This window comes from Streptosporangium sp. H16 (assembly GCF_051918855.1).
Classification (GTDB): domain Bacteria; phylum Actinomycetota; class Actinomycetes; order Streptosporangiales; family Streptosporangiaceae; genus Streptosporangium.
This window is the reverse complement of record NZ_JBPXMD010000006.1, coordinates 146119-164316: the sequence shown is the minus strand read 5'-3', so window position 1 is coordinate 164316 and position 18198 is coordinate 146119. Positions and strand designations below refer to the sequence as shown.

The window sequence follows — 18198 nt, the reverse complement described above, 5'->3', positions numbered from 1 at the left end:
CCTTCGTGCCCATGTCTTCATGGGCCTTCATGCGTGCGCGTCGACAGGTTTCCCACTGGGGAGTCGGCAGAGGCGCCGCGTGGCCTCCTCCACCGGACCGGCCTTAAACGGGATGTGGCGCGGAACCTACGCGACACGCCCGACCGCGTGGGTCGGAGGGGATGAAAGAACCGCAGGTCATGACACCGGCAGTACCTGCAAAATGCATCACATTCGAATTACCGGCTAGCACGAACGGAGACGCGGTGCCCACGATTCAGCAGCTGGTCCGCAAGGGCCGCCAGGACAAGGTCACCAAGACCAAGACCCCGGCGCTCAAGGCCAGCCCTCAGCGACGCGGCACCTGCATGCGCGTTTACACCACGACCCCGAAGAAGAAGATCATCCGCGGCTCGCTCGACACCCAGGGTGTCCGTAACCGCAAGCAGGCCCGTAGCCGTTACGGCGCGAAGAAGGAGAAGTAGGAATGCCTCGCAAGGGTTCTCCTGGCCGTCGTCAGCTCATGGCTGACCCGGTTCACAACTCGCCCCTGGTCACCGCGCTCATCAACAAGGTGCTCCTGGACGGCAAGCGATCCATCGCCCAGTCCATCGTGTACGGCGCCCTCGAAGGCGCCAAGGAGAAGACCGGCAACGACCCGGTCGTCACCCTGAAGCGCGCGCTGGACAACGTCAAGCCCACCCTTGAGGTCCGCAGCCGCCGTGTCGGTGGCGCGACCTACCAGGTCCCGGTCGAGGTGCGCGCGGCGCGCAGCACCACCCTGGCCCTGCGCTGGCTGGTGCAGTACTCCCGCGCCCGCCGCGAGAAGACCATGACCGAGCGCCTCATGAACGAACTGCTCGACGCCAGCAACGGCCTCGGCGCAAGCGTCAAGAAGCGCGAGGACACCCACAAGATGGCCGAGTCCAACAAGGCCTTCGCCCACTACCGCTGGTAACAGCGGGTTCGACGAGACGACGAGGACGCGAGAGAAGTGGCCACCACGACCGCTCTTGACCTGGCCAAGGTCCGTAACATCGGGATCATGGCCCACATCGACGCGGGCAAGACCACGACGACCGAGCGCATCCTGTTCTACACCGGTATCAACTACAAGATCGGTGAGGTCCACGAGGGCGCAGCCACGATGGACTGGATGGAGCAGGAGCAGGAGCGTGGTATCACCATCACCTCCGCTGCCACGACCTGCGAATGGCTCGGCCACACGATCAACATCATCGACACGCCGGGCCACGTGGACTTCACGATCGAGGTGGAGCGCTCGCTCCGCGTCCTCGACGGTGCCGTCGCCGTGTTCGACGGCGTCGCCGGTGTCGAGCCGCAGTCCGAGACGGTCTGGCGTCAGGCCGACCGCTACGAAGTGCCCAGGATCTGCTTCGTCAACAAGATGGACCGGGTCGGCGCGGAGTTCCACCGCTGCGTCGACATGATGATCAGCCGCCTGAACGCGACCCCCGCCGTCATCCAGCTTCCCTGGGGCGTCGAGGCCGACTTCAAGGGCGTCATCGACCTGGTCAAGATGAAGGGTCTGCTCTGGAGCGCCGAGGCGGCCAAGGGCGAGATGTACGAGACCGTCGACATCCCGGCCGAGCACGCCGAGATCGCTCGCGAGTGGCGTGACAAGCTCGTCGAGACGGTCTCCGAGAACGACGACGAGCTGATGGAGCTCTTCCTGGAGGGCGTCGAGCCCACCGAGGAGCAGCTGGTCGCGGCCATCCGCCGCGCCACGCTGGCCAGCGCCATCAACCCGGTCCTGACCGGCACCGCGTTCAAGAACAAGGGCGTTCAGCCCCTTCTCGACGCGATCGTCGCCTACCTCCCCGCCCCGATCGACATCCCGGCCTTCAAGGGCCACGCGGTCGGCAAGGAGGAGGAGGTCATCGAGCGTCACGCCGACGTGAACGAGCCCTTCTCCGCGCTCGCCTTCAAGATCATGAGCGACCAGCACCTGGGCCGTCTCACCTACATCCGCATCTACTCGGGCACGCTCGAGACCGGCACCGCCGTGGTCAACTCGGTGAAGGGCCGCAAGGAGCGGATCGGCAAGATCTACCAGATGCACGCCAACAAGCGCGAAGAGCGCCCGTCGGCCGTGGCCGGTCAGATCGTCGCCGTCATGGGTCTGAAGGACACCACCACCGGTGACACCCTGTCGGACCCGGCTCACCCCGTGGTCCTGGAGTCGATGAACTTCCCGGCGCCGGTCATCAGCGTCGCCATCGAGCCCAAGACCAAGGGTGACCAGGAGAAGCTGGGCACCGCGATCCAGCGTCTGGCCGAGGAGGACCCGTCCTTCCAGGTCCGTCGTGACGACGAGACCGGGCAGACGGTCATCTGGGGTATGGGCGAGCTCCACCTGGAGATCCTCGTCGACCGGATGCGCCGCGAGTTCAAGGTCGAGGCCAACATCGGCCGGCCTCAGGTGGCCTACCGGGAGACCATCCGCCGCAAGGTGGAGAAGGTCGACTACGTCCACAAGAAGCAGACCGGTGGTTCCGGCCAGTTCGCCAAGGTCATCATTGACATTGAGCCGCTGGGCGAGGGCAACGACGGTTACGAGTTCTCGAACAAGGTCTCCGGTGGCCGTATCCCGAGGGAGTACATCCCCTCGGTCGACGCGGGCGCCCAGGAGGCGGCCGAGTTCGGTGTTCTCGCCGGATACCCCATGGTCGGGGTCAAGGTCACCCTGCAGGACGGTGCCTACCACGAGGTGGACTCGTCCGAAATGGCCTTCAAGATCGCTGGCTCGATGGCCTTCAAGGAGGCCGCGCGCAAGGCGGACGCCGTAATCCTGGAGCCGATGATGGCCGTTGAGGTCACCACGCCCGAGGACTACATGGGTGATGTCATTGGTGACCTCAACGGTCGCCGCGGGCAGATCCAGGCGATGGACGAGCGCTCCGGCGCCCGGATCATCAAGGCGCTCGTGCCGCTCTCTGAGATGTTCGGCTACGTGGGAGACCTCCGTAGCAAGACGCAGGGACGCGCGAGCTACAGCATGCAGTTCGACTCCTACGCGGAAGTGCCTGCGCACATCGCCAAGGAGATCGTCGCGAAGGTGCGGGGCGAGTAGCTCAGCACCGTTCCGGGTGCGGGAGGCGAGAGATCGTCGCCCCGCTACCGGAGGGGTGCGGGGCGAGATACCTCTCGCCGGCCGGTTCCGAGAGGGGCCGGCCTCCCCAAGCCCGAATATGAAGACGCAAGTCACGTCAGAATCTCTAAGGAGAGAGCAGTGGCCAAGGCCAAGTTCGAGCGGACCAAGCCGCACGTAAACATCGGCACCATTGGGCACATCGACCACGGCAAGACCACTCTGACCGCGGCGATCACCAAGGTGCTCCACGAGCGTTTCCCGAACCTCAACGAGGCGACCCCGTTCGACAAGATCGACAAGGCGCCCGAGGAGAAGGCTCGTGGTATCACGATCTCCATCGCGCACGTCGAGTACCAGACCGAGAAGCGCCACTACGCCCACGTGGACTGCCCCGGTCACGCCGACTACGTGAAGAACATGATCACCGGTGCGGCTCAGATGGACGGTGCGATCCTCGTGGTCGCCGCCACCGACGGTCCGATGCCGCAGACGAAGGAGCACGTCCTCCTGGCCCGCCAGGTCGGCGTCCCCTACATCGTCGTGGCCCTCAACAAGTCCGACATGGTGGACGACGAGGAGATCCTGGAGCTCGTCGAGCTCGAGGTCCGCGAGCTTCTCTCGGCCCAGGAGTTCCCCGGCGACGACCTGCCGGTCGTCCGCGTCTCGGCGCTGAAGGCGCTCGAGGGCGACGCCAAGTGGGGCGACTCGATCATCGAGCTCATGACCGCCGTGGACGAGAACGTCCCCGAGCCGACCCGTGAGACCGACAAGCCGTTCCTGATGCCGATCGAGGACGTCTTCTCGATCACCGGCCGCGGCACGGTCGTCACCGGCCGTATCGAGCGTGGCATCGTCAAGGTCAACGAGACCGTCGACATCATCGGCATCAAGGAGACCAAGACCACCACCACGGTCACCGGTGTCGAGATGTTCCGCAAGCTCCTCGACGAGGGCCAGGCGGGTGACAACGTCGGTCTGCTCCTGCGCGGCATCAAGCGCGAGGACGTCGAGCGCGGCCAGTGCATCATCAAGCCGGGCACGACCACCCCGCACACCGAGTTCGAGGCCCAGGTCTACATCCTGAGCAAGGACGAGGGCGGCCGCCACACCCCGTTCTTCAACAACTACCGCCCGCAGTTCTACTTCCGTACGACCGACGTGACCGGCGTGGTGAACCTCCCCGAGGGCACCGAGATGGTCATGCCCGGCGACAACACGGAGATGAACGTCGCGCTGATCCAGCCCATCGCGATGGAGGACGGTCTCAAGTTCGCCATCCGTGAGGGTGGCCGCACCGTCGGTGCGGGTCGAGTGACGAAGATCATCAAGTAGTACGATCGCGGAGTGGCGGTCGGCCCTCGACGCAGGGCCGGCCGCCTCCCCACGAGGGGACCGTGCCGCAGGGCGCGGACCCCGGCAGGACCCCACGAACCGTGATCTCGCAGTTGGTTCGGCCGAAGGATGACCGAACTAATTGCCAGATCACGGAAGAAAGCGCGGACTCACAGCGTCTGCTACGTGGGGCATGTGCGGAGAACGCCGCCCCAGGGCGCGACGTGCTCCGGCACGACGTGGCGGGACCGTCCCGGACGGACTCGGCCATGACACAGCGGCAACAGGCCGCACGTAACTTTTTCAGACGACAGTGAAGGACACCGAGGCCATTATGGCGGGACAGAAGATCCGCATTCGGCTCAAGGCCTATGACCACGAGGTCATCGACGTCTCGGCCAAGAAGATCGTCGAGACGGTGACAAGGACTGGCGCCAAGGTCGCGGGCCCGGTGCCGCTGCCGACCGAGAAGAACGTGTACTGCGTCATCCGCTCGCCGCACAAGTACAAGGACAGCCGCGAGCACTTTGAGATGCGCACGCACAAGCGGCTGATTGACATCATCGACCCGACGCCGAAGACGGTCGACTCGCTCATGCGACTCGACCTTCCCGCCGGCGTTGACATCTCGATCAAGCTCTGAGGGAACGCACTGACATGGCTAACAAGATCAAGGGCGTCCTGGGCAAGAAGCTCGGCATGACCCAGGTCTTCGACGCGGACAACCGGATGGTCCCGGTGACCGTCGTCGAGGCTGGCCCGTGCGTCGTGACCCGCGTCCGCACCGCCGAGAAGGACGGCTACACCGCCGTCCAGCTGGGCTTCGGCCAGGTCGACCCGCGGAAGGTCAACAAGCCGCTCGGCGACTACCTGCGCAAGCACGACATCACCCCGCGCCGTTACTTCGCGGAGATCCGCACCGACGACGCGAGCGACTACACCCTGGGCCAGGAGCTCCTCGCCGACACCTTCGAGGCCGGCCAGTTCGTCGACGTGACGGGCAAGAGCAAGGGCAAGGGTTTCGCGGGTGTCATGAAGCGCCACGGCTTCAAGGGTCTCGGCGCCTCGCACGGTACGCAGCGCAAGCACCGCTCGCCCGGTTCCATCGGTGGCTGCGCCACCCCCGGCCGCGTCTTCAAGGGCGTGCGCATGGCGGGCCGGATGGGCAACGTCCGCACGACCGTCCAGAGCCTCAAGGTTCACGCCGTGGACGCCGAGAAGGGCCTCATCCTGATCAAGGGTGCGATCCCCGGCGCCAACGGCAGCCTGGTCCTGGTCCGCACCGCCGCCAAGAAGGGGGCTGCCAAGTGAGCACCATTGACGTCCTCGACGTACGCGGTGAGAAGGCCGGCACCGTCGACCTGCCGGAGGACATCTTCGGTACGAAGGTCAACATCCCGCTGATCCACCAGGTCGTCGTGGCCCAGCTCGCCGCTCGCCGGCAGGGCACCCACAAGGCGAAGACCCGCGGTGAGGTCCGAGGCGGCGGCAAGAAGCCGTACCGCCAGAAGGGCACCGGCCGCGCCCGCCAGGGTTCGACCCGCGCCCCGCAGTTCACCGGCGGTGGCACCGTCCACGGCCCGGTTCCGCGGGACTACTCCCAGAAGACTCCCAAGAAGATGAAGGCCGCCGCCCTGCGCGGGGCCCTGTCCGACCGGGCGACCGGCGGCCGCGTTCACGTGGTCAGCGGTCTGGTTGAGGGGGAGACCCCGAAGACCAAGGCGGCTCTCGAGTCGCTTCGCAGGCTCACCAAGGCCCGCAGCGTCCTGGTCGTCGTCGACGAGGGTGACGAGCTCAGCTGGCTGAGTCTGCGCAACGCTCCCGAGGTCCACCTTCTGGACGCCGGGCAGCTCAACACCTACGACGTGCTCTGCTACGACGACGTCGTCTTCACTCAGGACGCTTACGACCAGATCGTGGCGCGTCTGAGCAAGAGCGGGAAGGAAGACGCCTGATGGAGAAGATCGCCGACCCGCGCGACATCATCATCAAGCCGGTTGTCTCCGAGAAGAGCTACGGCCTGATCGACGAGCACAACAAGTACACGTTCCTGGTGCGGAAGACGGCCAACAAGACGCAGGTCAAGATCGCCGTTGAGAAGATCTTCGGTGTCAAGGTCGCCAGCGTCAACACCATCAACCGCCAGGGCAAGCGGAAGCGGACCAGGTTCGGCTACGGCCAGCGCCCGGCCACCAAGCGAGCCATCGTCAGCCTGGTCGAGGGCGACCGGATTGACATCTTCGGCCAGATCGGCTGACGCGCTCGCTCAGTAAGTACAGGGAGAAAGCCCCTCGCCGCCTGGTGAGGGGCATTCGACCGGATTAACCGACGAAGGATGAACGAAAAAGATGGGCATCCGTAAACTCAAGCCGACGACCCCGGGTCGCCGCGGCGCCAGCGTCTCGGACTTTGCCGAGATCACGCGCAGCACGCCCGAGAAGTCGCTGCTTGCACCCCTGCACAGCAAGGGTGGCCGTAACGTCCACGGCCGAGTCACCACCCGTCACCAGGGTGGTGGCCACAAGCGCGCCTACCGGATCATCGATTTCCGGCGTCACGACAAGGACGGGATCCCGGCCAAGGTCGCTCACATCGAGTACGACCCGAACCGCACGTCCCGCATCGCGCTGCTGCACTACGCCGACGGGGAGAAGCGCTACATCCTCTGCCCCACCGGCCTCAAGCAGGGCGACAACATCGAGAACGGCCCCACGGCCGACATCAAGCCGGGTAACTGCCTCCCGCTGCGCAACATCCCGACCGGTACCTTCATCCACGCGGTGGAGCTCCGTCCGGGTGGTGGCGCCAAGCTGGGCCGTTCCGCCGGCGCGCAGATCCAGCTCCTCGCCAAGGAGGGCCAGTACGCCACGCTGCGTATGCCCTCCGGCGAGATGCGCCAGGTCGATGTTCGCTGCCGGGCCTCGATCGGCCAGGTCGGCAACGCCGAGCAGGCCAACATCAACTGGGGCAAGGCCGGCCGGATGCGGTGGAAGGGCAAGCGCCCCACCGTCCGCGGTGTCGCGATGAACCCGGTCGACCACCCGCACGGTGGTGGTGAGGGTAAGACCTCCGGCGGTCGTCACCCTGTCAACCCCAAGGGCAAGCCCGAGGGACGTACCCGTGCGGCGAACAAGGCCAGCGACCGGCTGATCATCCGCCGTCGTACCAAGCGGAAGAAGCGGTAGGAGCAGCCAAAATGCCACGTAGCCTTAAGAAGGGTCCCTTCGTGGACGACCACCTTCAGAAGAAGGTGGATGTCCAGAACGAGAAGGGCACCAAAAACGTCATCAAGACGTGGTCGCGGCGCTCCATGATCGTGCCCGACATGCTTGGTCACACGATCGCCGTTCACGACGGCCGCAAGCACGTCCCGGTGTTCGTCACCGAGTCGATGATCGGCCACAAGCTGGGTGAGTTCGCTCCGACGCGAACCTTCCGCAGCCACGTCAAGGAAGACCGCCGCAGCCGGCGATAAGCGCCTCAGGAAGAGGACGTCGAGCCTCACAAGGCGAGACGGACTCGACCAAAACGAAGGGTAAGAGGAGTAAGCGATGGAAGCCAGGGCTCAGGCGCGGTTCGCGCGCCACACGCCCATGAAGGCCCGCCGTGTGGTGGACCTCATTCGCGGGCTGCCCGCTTCGGAGGCGCAGGCCGTGCTGCAGTTCGCTCCCCAGTCGGCGAGCGAGACCGTGTACAAGGTGCTCTCGAGCGCCATTGCCAACGCGGAGCACAACTTCAAGCTCGACCGTGACACGCTCTTCGTGAGCCGTGCCTGGGTCGACGAGGGCCCGACGCTGAAGCGGTTTCGTCCCCGTGCTCAGGGTCGTGCCTATCGGATCAACAAGCGGACCAGCCACATCACCGTGATCGTGGAGTCCCGCGAGCCGAAGGGGAGGACCCGCTAGTGGGTCAGAAGGTTAACCCGCACGGGTTCCGCCTCGGCATCACGACCGACTTCAAGAGCCGGTGGTATGCCGACAAGCTCTACAAGTCGTACGTTGCCGAGGATGTGGCGATCCGCCGCATGCTCAAGAAGGGCATGGAGCGGGCCGGCATCTCCAAGGTGGAGATCGAGCGGACCACCGACCGGGTACAGGTCGACATTCACACCGCCCGTCCGGGCATCGTCATCGGCCGCCGCGGCGCCGAGGCGGACCGGATCCGCGGTGACCTCGAGAAGCTGACCAAGAAGCAGGTCCAGCTGAACATCCTCGAGGTCAAGAACCCTGAGATCGACGCTCAGCTCGTCGCCCAGGGTGTGGCCGAGCAGCTGTCCAGCCGTGTCTCGTTCCGCCGTGCCATGCGCAAGGCGATGCAGTCGGCGATGAAGAGCGGTGCCAAGGGCATCCGGGTGCAGTGCTCCGGTCGTCTCGGCGGCGCCGAGATGTCCCGTTCGGAGTTCTACCGCGAGGGCCGCGTGCCCCTGCACACCCTCCGCGCGGACATCGACTACGGCCTGTACGAGGCCCGCACCACCTTCGGCCGTATCGGCGTGAAGGTGTGGATCTACAAGGGTGAGGCTCCGACCAGCCGCGCCGAGCGCGAGGCGGCCGCCGCCGGTGCTCGTGCCGGCCAGCGTCGTGACCGCGACGACCGTCGTGGCCCCGGTGCCGGTGGCGGCGACCGTCCCCGTCGTGGCGGCGGCGCCGGTGGCGCCCGTCGTGGCGCCGGTGCCGGCCGTGGCGACCGCGCCTCCGCCCCCAGGAACGAGGCGGCCTCGCAGGCTGCCCCCGAGACCGGCCCGGCTGCGCAGCCGGGTGCTGAAGGGAGCTGACCATGCTGATCCCGCGCAGGGTCAAGCACCGCAAGCAGCACCGGCCCGACCGTCACGGAGCCGCCAAGGGTGGCACCAGGGTCGTGTTCGGCGAGTTCGGCATTCAGGCGATTGAGCACTCCTACGTGACCAACCGCCAGATCGAGTCGGCTCGTATCGCGATGACCCGTCACATCAAGCGTGGTGGAAAGGTCTGGATCAACATCTATCCGGACCGCCCCCTCACGAAGAAGCCCGCCGAGACCCGCATGGGTTCCGGTAAGGGTTCGCCGGAGTGGTGGATCGCCAACGTCAAGCCCGGCCGCATCATGTTCGAGCTGTCGGGTGTCGCCGAGCCGGTGGCTCGCGAAGCCCTGCGTCGTGCGATGCACAAGCTGCCGATGAAGTGCCGGTTCGTCAAGCGTGAAGTGGGTGAGGCGTGATGGCTAAGGGCCTGACCGCCGGTGAGCTGCGGGTGGAAGACCAGGACACCCTGGTCACGAAGCTGAAGGAAGCCAAGGAGGAGCTGTTCAACCTCCGCTTCCAGGCAGCGACCGGCCAGTTGGAGAGCCACGGGCGGTTGCGTGCCGTCCGCCGCGAGATCGCCCGTATCTACACCGTGATGCGCGAGCGGGAGCTCGGAATCGTCACGGTAGAGAAGGAGTCGATCGATGGCTGAGGCCACGGAAACCACGACCGAGACGCGGAACTACCGCAAGACCCGTGAGGGTCTGGTCGTCAGTGACAAGATGGACAAGACTGTCGTGGTCGCTGTCGAGGACCGCGTCAAGCACCCCCTGTACGGCAAGGTCATCCGCAGGACGACCAAGTACAAGGCGCACGACGAGGCCAACACCTGCGGTGTCGGCGACCGTGTCCTCCTGATGGAGACCCGGCCGCTGTCCGCCAGCAAGCGCTGGCGGGTCATCGAGATCCTCGAGAAGGCCAAGTAGGCAACGCGCCTCGTGGGGGGTGACACCGTCACCCCCCATGACGGCGTCCAAGGGGGCGAAGCGATCTTCGCCCCGCCTGCGGTGGCGGTCCTGAGAGGGGCTGTCGCCGGGGGAAAAAGACCATCAGGTTCCGCAAGGCTCACCCACGGGTGAGAACCGGCGAGACAAACAGGAGTTCAAGTGATCCAGCAGGAGTCGCGGCTCAAGGTCGCCGACAACACCGGTGCGAAGGAAGTCCTTTGCATCCGTGTTCTCGGTGGCTCGGGCCGCCGTTACGCGGGAATCGGCGACATCATCGTCGCCACGGTCAAGGACGCCATCCCCGGCGGCACCGTGAAGAAGGGCGATGTGGTCAAGGCCGTCATCGTCCGCACCGTCAAGGAGCGCCGCCGTCCCGACGGTTCCTACATCCGCTTCGACGAGAACGCCGCCGTCATCATCAAGGACAGCGGTGACCCCCGGGGCACCCGCATCTTCGGTCCCGTCGGACGTGAGCTGCGTGACAAGAAGTTCATGCGGATCATCTCGCTCGCGCCGGAGGTGTTGTAATGCCGAAGCTTCATGTGAAGAAGGGTGACCTCGTCCTGGTCATCGCCGGCAAGGACAAGGGTGCCAAGGGTCGTGTGATCGCCGCCCACCCGCGCGACGAGCGCGTGGTGGTCGAGGGCGTCAACATGGTCAAGAAGCACGCCAAGGAGACCAACCAGGGTCCGCGCGGCGCCAAGACCGGTGGCGTGCAGACCATGGAGGCTCCCATCCACGTGAGCAACGTCAAGAAGCTCAAGGATGAGAAGCCTGCCAAGGACGACAAGCCCGCCAAGAAGGAGTCGGCCAAGGCCGCTTCCGAGGAGACGGGTGAGGACAACTGATGACCGCGAACACCACCGAGACCGGACAGCGGGCCCTCCCGCGCCTCAAGCAGCGCTACCGCGAAGAGATCATCGCGAAGCTGAACGAGCAGTTCGAGTTCGAGAACATCATGCTGGTGCCCACCATCACCAAGATCAAGGTGAACATGGGCGTCGGCGAGGCCGCGCGCGACTCGAAGCTCATCGAAGGCGCCGTCCGCGACCTCACCGTGATCACCGGCCAGAAGCCGGCGGTCGTCCGCGCCCGCAAGTCCATCGCCCAGTTCAAGCTGCGCGAGGGCATGCCGATCGGCGCGCACGTCACGCTTCGCGGTGACCGCATGTGGGAGTTCCTCGACCGGCTGCTCTCGCTGGCGCTGCCCCGCATCCGTGACTTCCGCGGTCTGTCGCCCAAGCAGTTCGACGGCAACGGGAACTACACCTTCGGTCTCACCGAGCAGGTCATGTTCCACGAGATCGACCAGGACAAGGTCGACCGCCAGCGTGGTATGGACATCACGGTCGTGACCACCGCTAAGACCGACGACCAGGGCCGGGCGCTGCTGAAGCAGCTCGGATTCCCGTTCAAGGAGGCCTGATCATGGCGAAGACGTCGCTCAAGGTCAAGGCTGCTCGCAAGGCCAAGTTCGAGGTCCGGGCGTACACTCGGTGCTCGCGCTGTGGTCGTCCCCGCGCCGTCTACAGGAAGTTCGGCCTGTGCCGCATCTGCTTCCGTGAGATGGCGCACCGGGGCGAGCTGCCCGGCATCACCAAGTCGAGCTGGTAGCCTTCCGCGCGGCCCCGTGAGCGATCACGGGCCCGCGCGTGGCACCGGCCGCACATAGAAGTCGTATTCACCGGGCGCCGACTACAGGCGCCCATGACCGCACCGTAGGTCCCCTGTGGAAACCGCGGTGAGGAAGGCCACCGGCCATGACGATGACGGACCCGATCGCAGACATGCTGACGCGTCTGCGAAACGCGAACTCGGCGTACCACGACAGTGTGGCGATGCCGTACTCGAAGATCAAGGCGCACATCGCCGAGATCCTCCAGCAGGAGGGTTACATCCAGTCCTGGAGCGTCGAAGACGCCAAGGTCGGAAAGAACCTCGTGGTGGAGCTGAAGTTCGGGCCGACCCGTGAGCGGTCCCTCGCGGGCCTGCGCCGGGTTTCCAAGCCCGGCCTGCGGGTTTATGCAAAGAAGGACAACCTGCCCCGAGTCCTGGGCGGACTGGGCGTCGCGATCATCTCGACGTCCGGCGGTCTCATGACGGACAAGCAGGCCGGCAAGCGTGGAGTGGGCGGGGAAGTCCTCGCCTTCGTTTGGTAAGAGGGGAGAACGAACAGCATGTCAAGAATCGGACGGCTGCCCATCCCCGTACCGAACGGAGTGGACGTCGCCATCGACGGCCGGGACGTCACGGTCAAGGGTCCCAAGGGCACGCTTTCACACACGGTCGCGGAACCCATCGCGATCGCCAAGGGTGACGACGGCAATCTGAACGTCACCCGTCCCAACGACGAGAACAAGGTCCGTGCGCTGCACGGCCTGTCTCGCACCCTGGTCGCCAACATGGTGACCGGTGTGACCCAGGGTTACTCGAAGACCCTGGAGATCGTGGGCGTCGGTTACCGCGTGCAGGCCAAGAGCCCGACTCAGCTCGAGTTCGCTCTCGGCTTCAGCCACCCGGTGATCGTCGACGCCCCCGAGGGTGTCACCTTCCGCGTCGAGCGGCCGACGCTGTTCCACGTGGACGGCATCGACAAGCAGAAGGTCGGCGAGATCGCCGCGAACATCCGCAAGTTGCGCAAGCCCGACCCGTACAAGGGCAAGGGCGTGCGCTACCAGGGTGAAGTTATCCGCCGCAAGGTCGGAAAGGCTGGTAAGTAGGCATGGCTGGCAAGACTGCGTTCGGCAAGCACACGGCCGCCCGCGCCGTCTCGCGGGCCCGCCGCCACGGCCGAGTCCGCAAGAAGGTGGCCGGTACGGCCACGCGTCCGCGCCTGGTCGTCAACCGCTCCACGAAGCACCTCTTCGTGCAGATCGTCGACGACACCCAGGGCCACACGCTGGTGAGCGCGTCCACCATGGACGCCTCCCTGCGCTCGGCGGAGGGCGCCAAGACCGACAAGGCCAAGCAGGTCGGCGAGCTTCTCGCTCAGCGGGCCAAGGCAGCCGGGATCACCGCGGTTGTGTTCGACCGGGGTGGCAACCGCTACGCGGGCCGCATCGCGGCGCTGGCAGACAGCGCACGCGAAGGCGGACTGGAGTTCTGATGACTCCGTCCCAGGATCGCAATCCAGGATCGCACCCGATGGCCCGTCTTACGAATGAGAAGAGGAACCACTAATGGCTGGAGCTCCGCGTCGCGGTGGCGCCGCCGGTGGCGAGCGGCGTGACGGTCGTCGTGACGATCGCCGCGGTGGAAACGCTGACAAGGGCGTCTCGTACATCGAGCGCGTTGTGAAGATCAACCGAGTGGCCAAGGTCGTGAAGGGTGGTCGTCGCTTCAGCTTCACCGCCCTCGTCATCGTCGGTGACGGCAACGGCATGGTCGGCGTCGGCTACGGCAAGGCCAAGGAAGTGCCCGCGGCGATCGCCAAGGGTGTCGAAGAGGCCAAGAAGCACTTCTTCAAGGTGCCCCGCATCCAGGGCACCATCCCGCACATCGTGCAGGGCGAAGAGGCCGCGGGCGTCGTCTTCCTGCGTCCGGCCTCGCCCGGTACCGGCGTCATCGCCGGTGGCCCGGTGCGCGCCGTGCTGGAGTGCGCCGGTATCCACGACGTGCTGTCCAAGTCGCTCGGCTCGGACAACCCGATCAACATCGTGCACGCCACGGTGGCGGCCCTGAAGGGCCTCAGCCGCCCCGAGGAGATCGCGGCCCGCCGTGGTCTCCCGATCGAGGACGTCGCCCCCAAGCGGATGCTCAAGGCTCGCGCCGAGGGTCTCGCGGAGGCCGCGGCCGCGAAGGCGGTGAGCTAGTCCATGGCACGCCTGAAGATTACCCAGGTCCGTTCCAAGATCGGTGGCAAGCAGAACCAGCGTGACTCGCTGCGCTCGCTCGGTCTGAAGCGAATCGGCGACGTCGTTGTCAAGGAGGACCGCCCGGAGATCCGCGGCATGGTCACCGTGGTGACGCACCTCGTCACCGTGGAAGAGGTCGACTAGACATGGCAGAGAACACTCCGCTCCGCATCCACCACCTGCGTCCGGCCCCCGGCGCCAACAAGTCGAAGGTCCGCAAGGGCCGCGGCGAGGCGTCCAAGGGCAAGACCGCGGGTCGTGGTACCAAGGGCACGAGGGCCAGGAACAAGGTCCCGCTCGGCTTCGAGGGTGGCCAGGTTCCGCTGCAGCGGCGCCTGCCCAAGTTCAAGGGCTTCTCCAACGCCCTGTTCAAGACGACCTATCAGGTCGTCAACCTTGACCGGCTCGGCGAGCTGTTCCCCGACGGTGGCGACGTCACCGTCGACACGCTCGTCGCCAAGGGCGCGGTTCGCAAGAACCAGCTCGTCAAGGTTCTGGGAACCGGTGACATCTCCGTGGCGTTGAACGTGGAGGCGCACGCCTTCTCGGCCAAGGCCAAGGACAAGATCGCCGCTGCCGGGGGCTCCGTCTCCGAGCTGTAGGCGTTATCATCACGCGGCGCGGGGGCTCGTAATGGGCTCCCGCGCCCGTAGTGCGTTAGAGTTCGCTGGACAGTGGGCCTCGACTCATTTCCGTGGGCTCATTGACTGGATATGGCAAAGATGGAACACCCCCGCACCATCGCTGACCGACCTCGCCTTTCAGGCGCGCAGGAGGGACCGTGCTGACCGCATTTACCCGAGCGTTCCGTACGCCGGACCTGCGTAAGAAGTTGCTCTTCACTTTGGGCATCATCGCGCTGTTCCGACTTGGGTCGGTCCTGCCGACTCCGGGTGTGCATACCGAGAACATCAGCCGTTGTCTCACCCAGGCGCAGGCGGGGGACGCGGGCAACATCTACGGAATGGTGCAGCTGTTCAGCGGCGGCGCCCTTCTGAAACTTTCAATCTTCGCCCTCGGCATCATGCCGTACATCACCGCGAGCATCATTCTTCAGCTGCTCGTCGTGGTCATCCCGCGCCTGGAAGCCCTCAAGAAGGAGGGGCAGGCCGGACAGACGAAGATCACGCAGTACACCCGTTACCTGACGGTCGGCCTGGCGGTCCTGCAGTCGACCGCCTTCGTGGCCCTGGCCCGCAGCGGCCAGCTGTTCCCGCAGTGCCGCGAGGAGATCCTCCTCGACAAGGACAACGTCTTCGCCATCGTCACGATGGTGCTGACCATGACGGCCGGCACCGCCGTCGTCATGTGGCTGGGCGAGCTCATCACCGACCGCGGCATCGGCAACGGCATGTCCATCCTGATCTTCACGCAGGTCATCGCGGTCTTCCCGTCCGAGCTGCTGAACATCGCCCGCCAGAAGGGCAGCTTCGTCTTCGCCGTGGTCATCGTCGTCGGTATCGCGATGATCGCCCTGGTCGTGATGGTGGAGCAGGCACAGCGCCGGATCCCGGTGCAGTACGCCAAGCGCATGGTCGGCCGCAGGATGTACGGCGGGACGTCGACCTACATCCCGCTGAAGGTCAACCAGGCCGGCATCATCCCGGTCATCTTCGCCTCCTCGCTGCTCTACCTTCCGCAGCTGATCACGACGCTCTTCTCCAACACCCAGGAAGAGCCGCACCCGATCATCCAGTGGATCTCGCAGGAGTTCGGCGGCGGCGGGACCACCCCGACGTACATGATCACCTTCTTCCTGCTTATCGTCTTCTTCACGTACTTCTACGTGTCGATTACCTTCAACCCCGTTGAAGTCGCCGACAACATGAAGAAGTACGGTGGGTTCATCCCGGGCATCCGTCCGGGTCGCCCGACGGCTGAGTACTTGAACTACGTGCTCACACGACTCACCGCTCCCGGCGCGCTGTATCTGGGCCTGATCTCCATGGTGCCGATCGTCGCGCTGGCGCTCGTCGGCGCGAGTCAGAACTTCCCGTTCGGAGGGACGAGCATTCTGATCATGGTTGGTGTCGGCCTCGACACCGTGAAGCAGATCGAGAGCCAGCTGCAGCAGCGCAACTATGAAGGCTTCCTGAAGTAGTGCGCCTCGTCCTGGTCGGGCCCCCCGGAGCGGGTAAGGGGACACAGGCCCAGTTCGTCGCATCGAACCTGTCGATCCCGAAGATTTCGACAGGTGACATCTTCCGCGCCAATGTCTCGGGTGGCACGGAGCTCGGCAAGCTTGCCAAGGAATACATGGACCGCGGCGACCTCGTACCCGACGAGGTCACCATCGCGATGGTCCGCGACCGCCTCGCCGAGAAAGACGCGCAGGACGGTTTCCTGCTCGACGGCTTCCCCAGGAACGTGCCCCAGGCCGAGATCCTGAAGAAGATCCTCGCCGAGTTCGAGGTCGGTCTGGACATCGTCCTGGAGCTCGTGGTCGACGACGAGGAGGTCGTCCGCAGGCTCGCGGGACGCCGGACCTGCAGCCAGTGCGGCCGCATCTGGCATGTCGACTTCGATGACAAGAAGGACGACGTCTGCGACGCCTGTAACGGCCGGCTGTATCAGCGGGACGACGACAAGGAGGCGACCGTCAGGCACCGCCTGGAGGTCTACCAGGAGCAGACCGCTCCCCTGGTCTCCTTCTACGCCGACGAGGGCATCCTGGTCGGCGTGGACGCCACCGGTCCGGTGGAAGAGGTCACCCAGCGCGCGATGGAGGCTCTGAACCCCTTCATCGGCTAGCGAAGCGATAGCACCGAGCACGCCACCCATGGGTTTCTCATGGGTGGCGTGCTGTCATTTAGGGCAGAATCGGGGGAATTGGGCTCCCGGACCGCCCGTTGAACCACCCCAGGGGGTGTGCACGTGTTCAAGAAGAACAAGCATGGAATCCAGATGAAGACGCCCGAGCAGGTGGAGAAGATGCGGGCGGCAGGTCTCGTGGTCGGCCGTACCCTGCAGCTCCTGCGGGAGAGCGTCCAGCCGGGCATGACGCCCCTGGACCTGGACGCGATCGCGGAGAAGGCCATCAGGGACGAGGGAGCGATCCCCTCCTTCAAGGGCTACCAGGGCTTCCCCGCCACGATCTGCGCCTCGGTCAACCACGAGGTCGTCCACGGCATCCCGAGTGACCGCCGCCCGCTGCGGGAGGGCGACATCATCTCGATCGACTGTGGCGCCATCCTGGACGGCTGGCACGGCGACTCGGCCGTCACGGTCCCGGTCGGCGAGGTGGATCCCAAGCTGACCGAGCTGATGCGGGTCACCGAGGAGGCCATGTGGCGGGGCATCGCCGCGCTCACCGTGGGCCGCCATCTGTCCGATATCGGCCACGAGGTGGAGAAGTACGTCCGCTCCCAGGGGCGCTACGGCATCCCGCAGGAGTACGGCGGCCACGGCATCGGCACCGAGATGCACATGGACCCGTGGGTGGCCAACCACGGCAAGCCCGGCCGGGGCCCGAAGTTCGAGCCGGGCATGTGCTTCGCCGTCGAGCCGATGGTCAACCTCGGGACGGACAGGACCAAGGTGCTGGCCGACGACTGGACCGTGGTCACGATCGACGGAAAGGTCTCCGCACACTTCGAACACAGCGTCGCCGTGACACATAATGGACCTTGGGTATTGACCGCCCTTGACGGGGGGAAAGAGCGGCTTGCCGACCTGTTGGGAGACGCGGGCTGATTCGGGCCCGCCGGCGAGCGGATGTGGTGACATGGCGGCTGGTCCGGAGATGCGAGCCTCTGACGGAGATCGCGACAAGGTCGCCTCGGTCCTGAGGGAGCACTACGCCCAGGGACGCCTGACCACGGAGGAGTTCGACGAGCGTCTGGAGCAGCTCTACACCAGCAAGACGTACGGCGAGCTCGCCGTCCTCACCTCCGACCTTCCGGACGTCGACCTGCGCCGGCTCCCCGAGGCCCCCTCCCGGGCCCCTGAGCGCGCCAAGGCGAGCAGCGTGAAGGGCGCGCAGGACAAGGGCCTGATGGCCGCCTGGTCCGTCTGGGCGACGGCCAGCGGCATCAACTGGATGATCTGGCTCATCATCGGGGTGACCGGCGACGACTTCCCGTACCCGTGGCCCCTGTGGGTCATGGGCCCGTGGGGTGTGGTGTTGCTGGTGACGACGGTCGCCACGGTCCTGGGGCGAGGACGGAACCCGTAATAGTGCACTCTGGGCGT

The 18198-nt window shown here is 65.7% G+C and carries 29 protein-coding genes; all 29 read left to right on the top strand.

The genetic code is table 11. From position 1 onward, the window contains the following. The first annotated feature begins 245 nt into the window (after window positions 1–245). A complete protein-coding gene (locus tag ACTOQ2_RS12560) occupies window positions 246–464 on the top strand; it encodes a hypothetical protein (RefSeq protein WP_440082810.1) in 219 nt (72 codons plus the stop codon). Window positions 465–466: 2 nt separating this feature from the next. Continuing rightward, entirely contained in the window at window positions 467–937 is a 471-nt protein-coding gene (gene rpsG, locus ACTOQ2_RS12555) for a 30S ribosomal protein S7 (RefSeq protein WP_012887827.1), read from the top strand. 87 nt (window positions 938–1024) lie between these two features. Beyond that, window positions 1025–3073 carry an elongation factor G gene (gene fusA / locus ACTOQ2_RS12550; RefSeq protein WP_440071015.1) on the top strand — a complete coding sequence of 683 codons (2049 nt, stop codon included), beginning with the start codon at window positions 1025–1027 and terminating at the stop codon, window positions 3071–3073. A 159-nt stretch (window positions 3074–3232) separates the two neighbouring features. Beyond that, entirely contained in the window at window positions 3233–4426 is a 1194-nt protein-coding gene (gene tuf / locus ACTOQ2_RS12545) for an elongation factor Tu (protein WP_362839969.1), read from the top strand. Window positions 4427–4760: 334 nt separating this feature from the next. Further along, window positions 4761–5069 (top strand): 30S ribosomal protein S10, encoded by a 309-nt coding sequence (gene rpsJ, locus ACTOQ2_RS12540; RefSeq protein WP_030912931.1) that lies wholly within the window; start codon window positions 4761–4763, stop codon window positions 5067–5069. Window positions 5070–5083: 14 nt separating this feature from the next. Beyond that, window positions 5084–5737, top strand: a complete 654-nt coding sequence (gene rplC / locus ACTOQ2_RS12535) for a 50S ribosomal protein L3 (protein WP_329089937.1) — start codon at window positions 5084–5086, stop codon at window positions 5735–5737. Beyond that, entirely contained in the window at window positions 5734–6381 is a 648-nt protein-coding gene (gene rplD, locus ACTOQ2_RS12530; RefSeq protein WP_344746698.1) for a 50S ribosomal protein L4, read from the top strand. The genes rplC and rplD overlap by 4 nt, the downstream gene beginning before the upstream one ends. Then, entirely contained in the window at window positions 6381–6683 is a 303-nt protein-coding gene (gene rplW / locus ACTOQ2_RS12525) for a 50S ribosomal protein L23 (protein WP_030912923.1), read from the top strand. The genes rplD and rplW overlap by 1 nt, the downstream gene beginning before the upstream one ends. Window positions 6684–6774: 91 nt before the next feature. Next, window positions 6775–7611 (top strand): 50S ribosomal protein L2, encoded by an 837-nt coding sequence (gene rplB, locus ACTOQ2_RS12520; protein ID WP_329089941.1) that lies wholly within the window; start codon window positions 6775–6777, stop codon window positions 7609–7611. Between the two features lie 11 nt (window positions 7612–7622). Continuing rightward, complete coding sequence (gene rpsS, locus ACTOQ2_RS12515) at window positions 7623–7901, top strand: 30S ribosomal protein S19 (RefSeq protein ID WP_012887835.1); 279 nt, start codon at window positions 7623–7625, stop codon at window positions 7899–7901. A gap of 76 nt (window positions 7902–7977) precedes the next feature. Continuing rightward, window positions 7978–8331: a 50S ribosomal protein L22 gene (gene rplV / locus ACTOQ2_RS12510; RefSeq protein WP_030912916.1), complete on the top strand. Its 354-nt coding sequence runs from the start codon at window positions 7978–7980 to the stop codon at window positions 8329–8331. Beyond that, window positions 8331–9200 carry a 30S ribosomal protein S3 gene (gene rpsC, locus ACTOQ2_RS12505; protein ID WP_344746699.1) on the top strand — a complete coding sequence of 290 codons (870 nt, stop codon included), beginning with the start codon at window positions 8331–8333 and terminating at the stop codon, window positions 9198–9200. Before rplV ends, rpsC begins: the two co-directional genes overlap by 1 nt. 2 nt (window positions 9201–9202) lie before the next feature. Beyond that, the gene (gene rplP, locus ACTOQ2_RS12500; RefSeq protein WP_030912912.1) at window positions 9203–9622 is read left to right on the top strand and encodes a 50S ribosomal protein L16; all 420 of its coding nucleotides are present in this window, start codon (window positions 9203–9205) and stop codon (window positions 9620–9622) included. Beyond that, window positions 9622–9858, top strand: coding sequence for a 50S ribosomal protein L29 (gene rpmC, locus ACTOQ2_RS12495; RefSeq protein ID WP_030912909.1), 237 nt, complete (start codon window positions 9622–9624; stop codon window positions 9856–9858). Before rplP ends, rpmC begins: the two co-directional genes overlap by 1 nt. Further along, window positions 9851–10132, top strand: a complete 282-nt coding sequence (rpsQ, locus tag ACTOQ2_RS12490) for a 30S ribosomal protein S17 (RefSeq protein ID WP_326635528.1) — start codon at window positions 9851–9853, stop codon at window positions 10130–10132. Before rpmC ends, rpsQ begins: the two co-directional genes overlap by 8 nt. Window positions 10133–10312: 180 nt before the next feature. Beyond that, window positions 10313–10681, top strand: a complete 369-nt coding sequence (gene rplN / locus ACTOQ2_RS12485; RefSeq protein WP_012887841.1) for a 50S ribosomal protein L14 — start codon at window positions 10313–10315, stop codon at window positions 10679–10681. Further along, the gene (rplX, locus tag ACTOQ2_RS12480; RefSeq protein WP_362839965.1) at window positions 10681–11001 is read left to right on the top strand and encodes a 50S ribosomal protein L24; all 321 of its coding nucleotides are present in this window, start codon (window positions 10681–10683) and stop codon (window positions 10999–11001) included. Before rplN ends, rplX begins: the two co-directional genes overlap by 1 nt. Then, window positions 11001–11579, top strand: coding sequence for a 50S ribosomal protein L5 (rplE, locus tag ACTOQ2_RS12475; RefSeq protein ID WP_329089947.1), 579 nt, complete (start codon window positions 11001–11003; stop codon window positions 11577–11579). The genes rplX and rplE overlap by 1 nt, the downstream gene beginning before the upstream one ends. Window positions 11580–11581: 2 nt before the next feature. After that, the gene (locus ACTOQ2_RS12470) at window positions 11582–11767 is read left to right on the top strand and encodes a type Z 30S ribosomal protein S14 (RefSeq protein ID WP_012887844.1); all 186 of its coding nucleotides are present in this window, start codon (window positions 11582–11584) and stop codon (window positions 11765–11767) included. A 146-nt stretch (window positions 11768–11913) separates the two neighbouring features. Beyond that, complete coding sequence (gene rpsH, locus ACTOQ2_RS12465; RefSeq protein ID WP_329089949.1) at window positions 11914–12312, top strand: 30S ribosomal protein S8; 399 nt, start codon at window positions 11914–11916, stop codon at window positions 12310–12312. 18 nt (window positions 12313–12330) lie between these two features. Beyond that, entirely contained in the window at window positions 12331–12873 is a 543-nt protein-coding gene (gene rplF / locus ACTOQ2_RS12460; protein ID WP_344746701.1) for a 50S ribosomal protein L6, read from the top strand. Between the two features lie 2 nt (window positions 12874–12875). Then, window positions 12876–13259 carry a 50S ribosomal protein L18 gene (gene rplR, locus ACTOQ2_RS12455; RefSeq protein ID WP_344913778.1) on the top strand — a complete coding sequence of 128 codons (384 nt, stop codon included), beginning with the start codon at window positions 12876–12878 and terminating at the stop codon, window positions 13257–13259. 73 nt (window positions 13260–13332) lie between these two features. Beyond that, window positions 13333–13965: a 30S ribosomal protein S5 gene (gene rpsE / locus ACTOQ2_RS12450; RefSeq protein ID WP_329089955.1), complete on the top strand. Its 633-nt coding sequence runs from the start codon at window positions 13333–13335 to the stop codon at window positions 13963–13965. 3 nt (window positions 13966–13968) lie between these two features. Beyond that, window positions 13969–14151 (top strand): 50S ribosomal protein L30, encoded by a 183-nt coding sequence (gene rpmD, locus ACTOQ2_RS12445; protein ID WP_012887849.1) that lies wholly within the window; start codon window positions 13969–13971, stop codon window positions 14149–14151. A gap of 2 nt (window positions 14152–14153) precedes the next feature. After that, window positions 14154–14609 carry a 50S ribosomal protein L15 gene (gene rplO, locus ACTOQ2_RS12440; protein ID WP_362678406.1) on the top strand — a complete coding sequence of 152 codons (456 nt, stop codon included), beginning with the start codon at window positions 14154–14156 and terminating at the stop codon, window positions 14607–14609. 179 nt (window positions 14610–14788) lie between these two features. Continuing rightward, window positions 14789–16108 carry a preprotein translocase subunit SecY gene (gene secY, locus ACTOQ2_RS12435; RefSeq protein WP_440070952.1) on the top strand — a complete coding sequence of 440 codons (1320 nt, stop codon included), beginning with the start codon at window positions 14789–14791 and terminating at the stop codon, window positions 16106–16108. Then, window positions 16108–16758 carry an adenylate kinase gene (locus ACTOQ2_RS12430; RefSeq protein ID WP_440070953.1) on the top strand — a complete coding sequence of 217 codons (651 nt, stop codon included), beginning with the start codon at window positions 16108–16110 and terminating at the stop codon, window positions 16756–16758. The genes secY and ACTOQ2_RS12430 overlap by 1 nt, the downstream gene beginning before the upstream one ends. A gap of 123 nt (window positions 16759–16881) precedes the next feature. Further along, window positions 16882–17700: a type I methionyl aminopeptidase gene (gene map / locus ACTOQ2_RS12425; RefSeq protein ID WP_440070954.1), complete on the top strand. Its 819-nt coding sequence runs from the start codon at window positions 16882–16884 to the stop codon at window positions 17698–17700. A 49-nt stretch (window positions 17701–17749) separates the two neighbouring features. After that, window positions 17750–18181 (top strand): DUF1707 domain-containing protein, encoded by a 432-nt coding sequence (locus ACTOQ2_RS12420; protein WP_440099768.1) that lies wholly within the window; start codon window positions 17750–17752, stop codon window positions 18179–18181. Window positions 18182–18198: the final 17 nt, after the last annotated feature.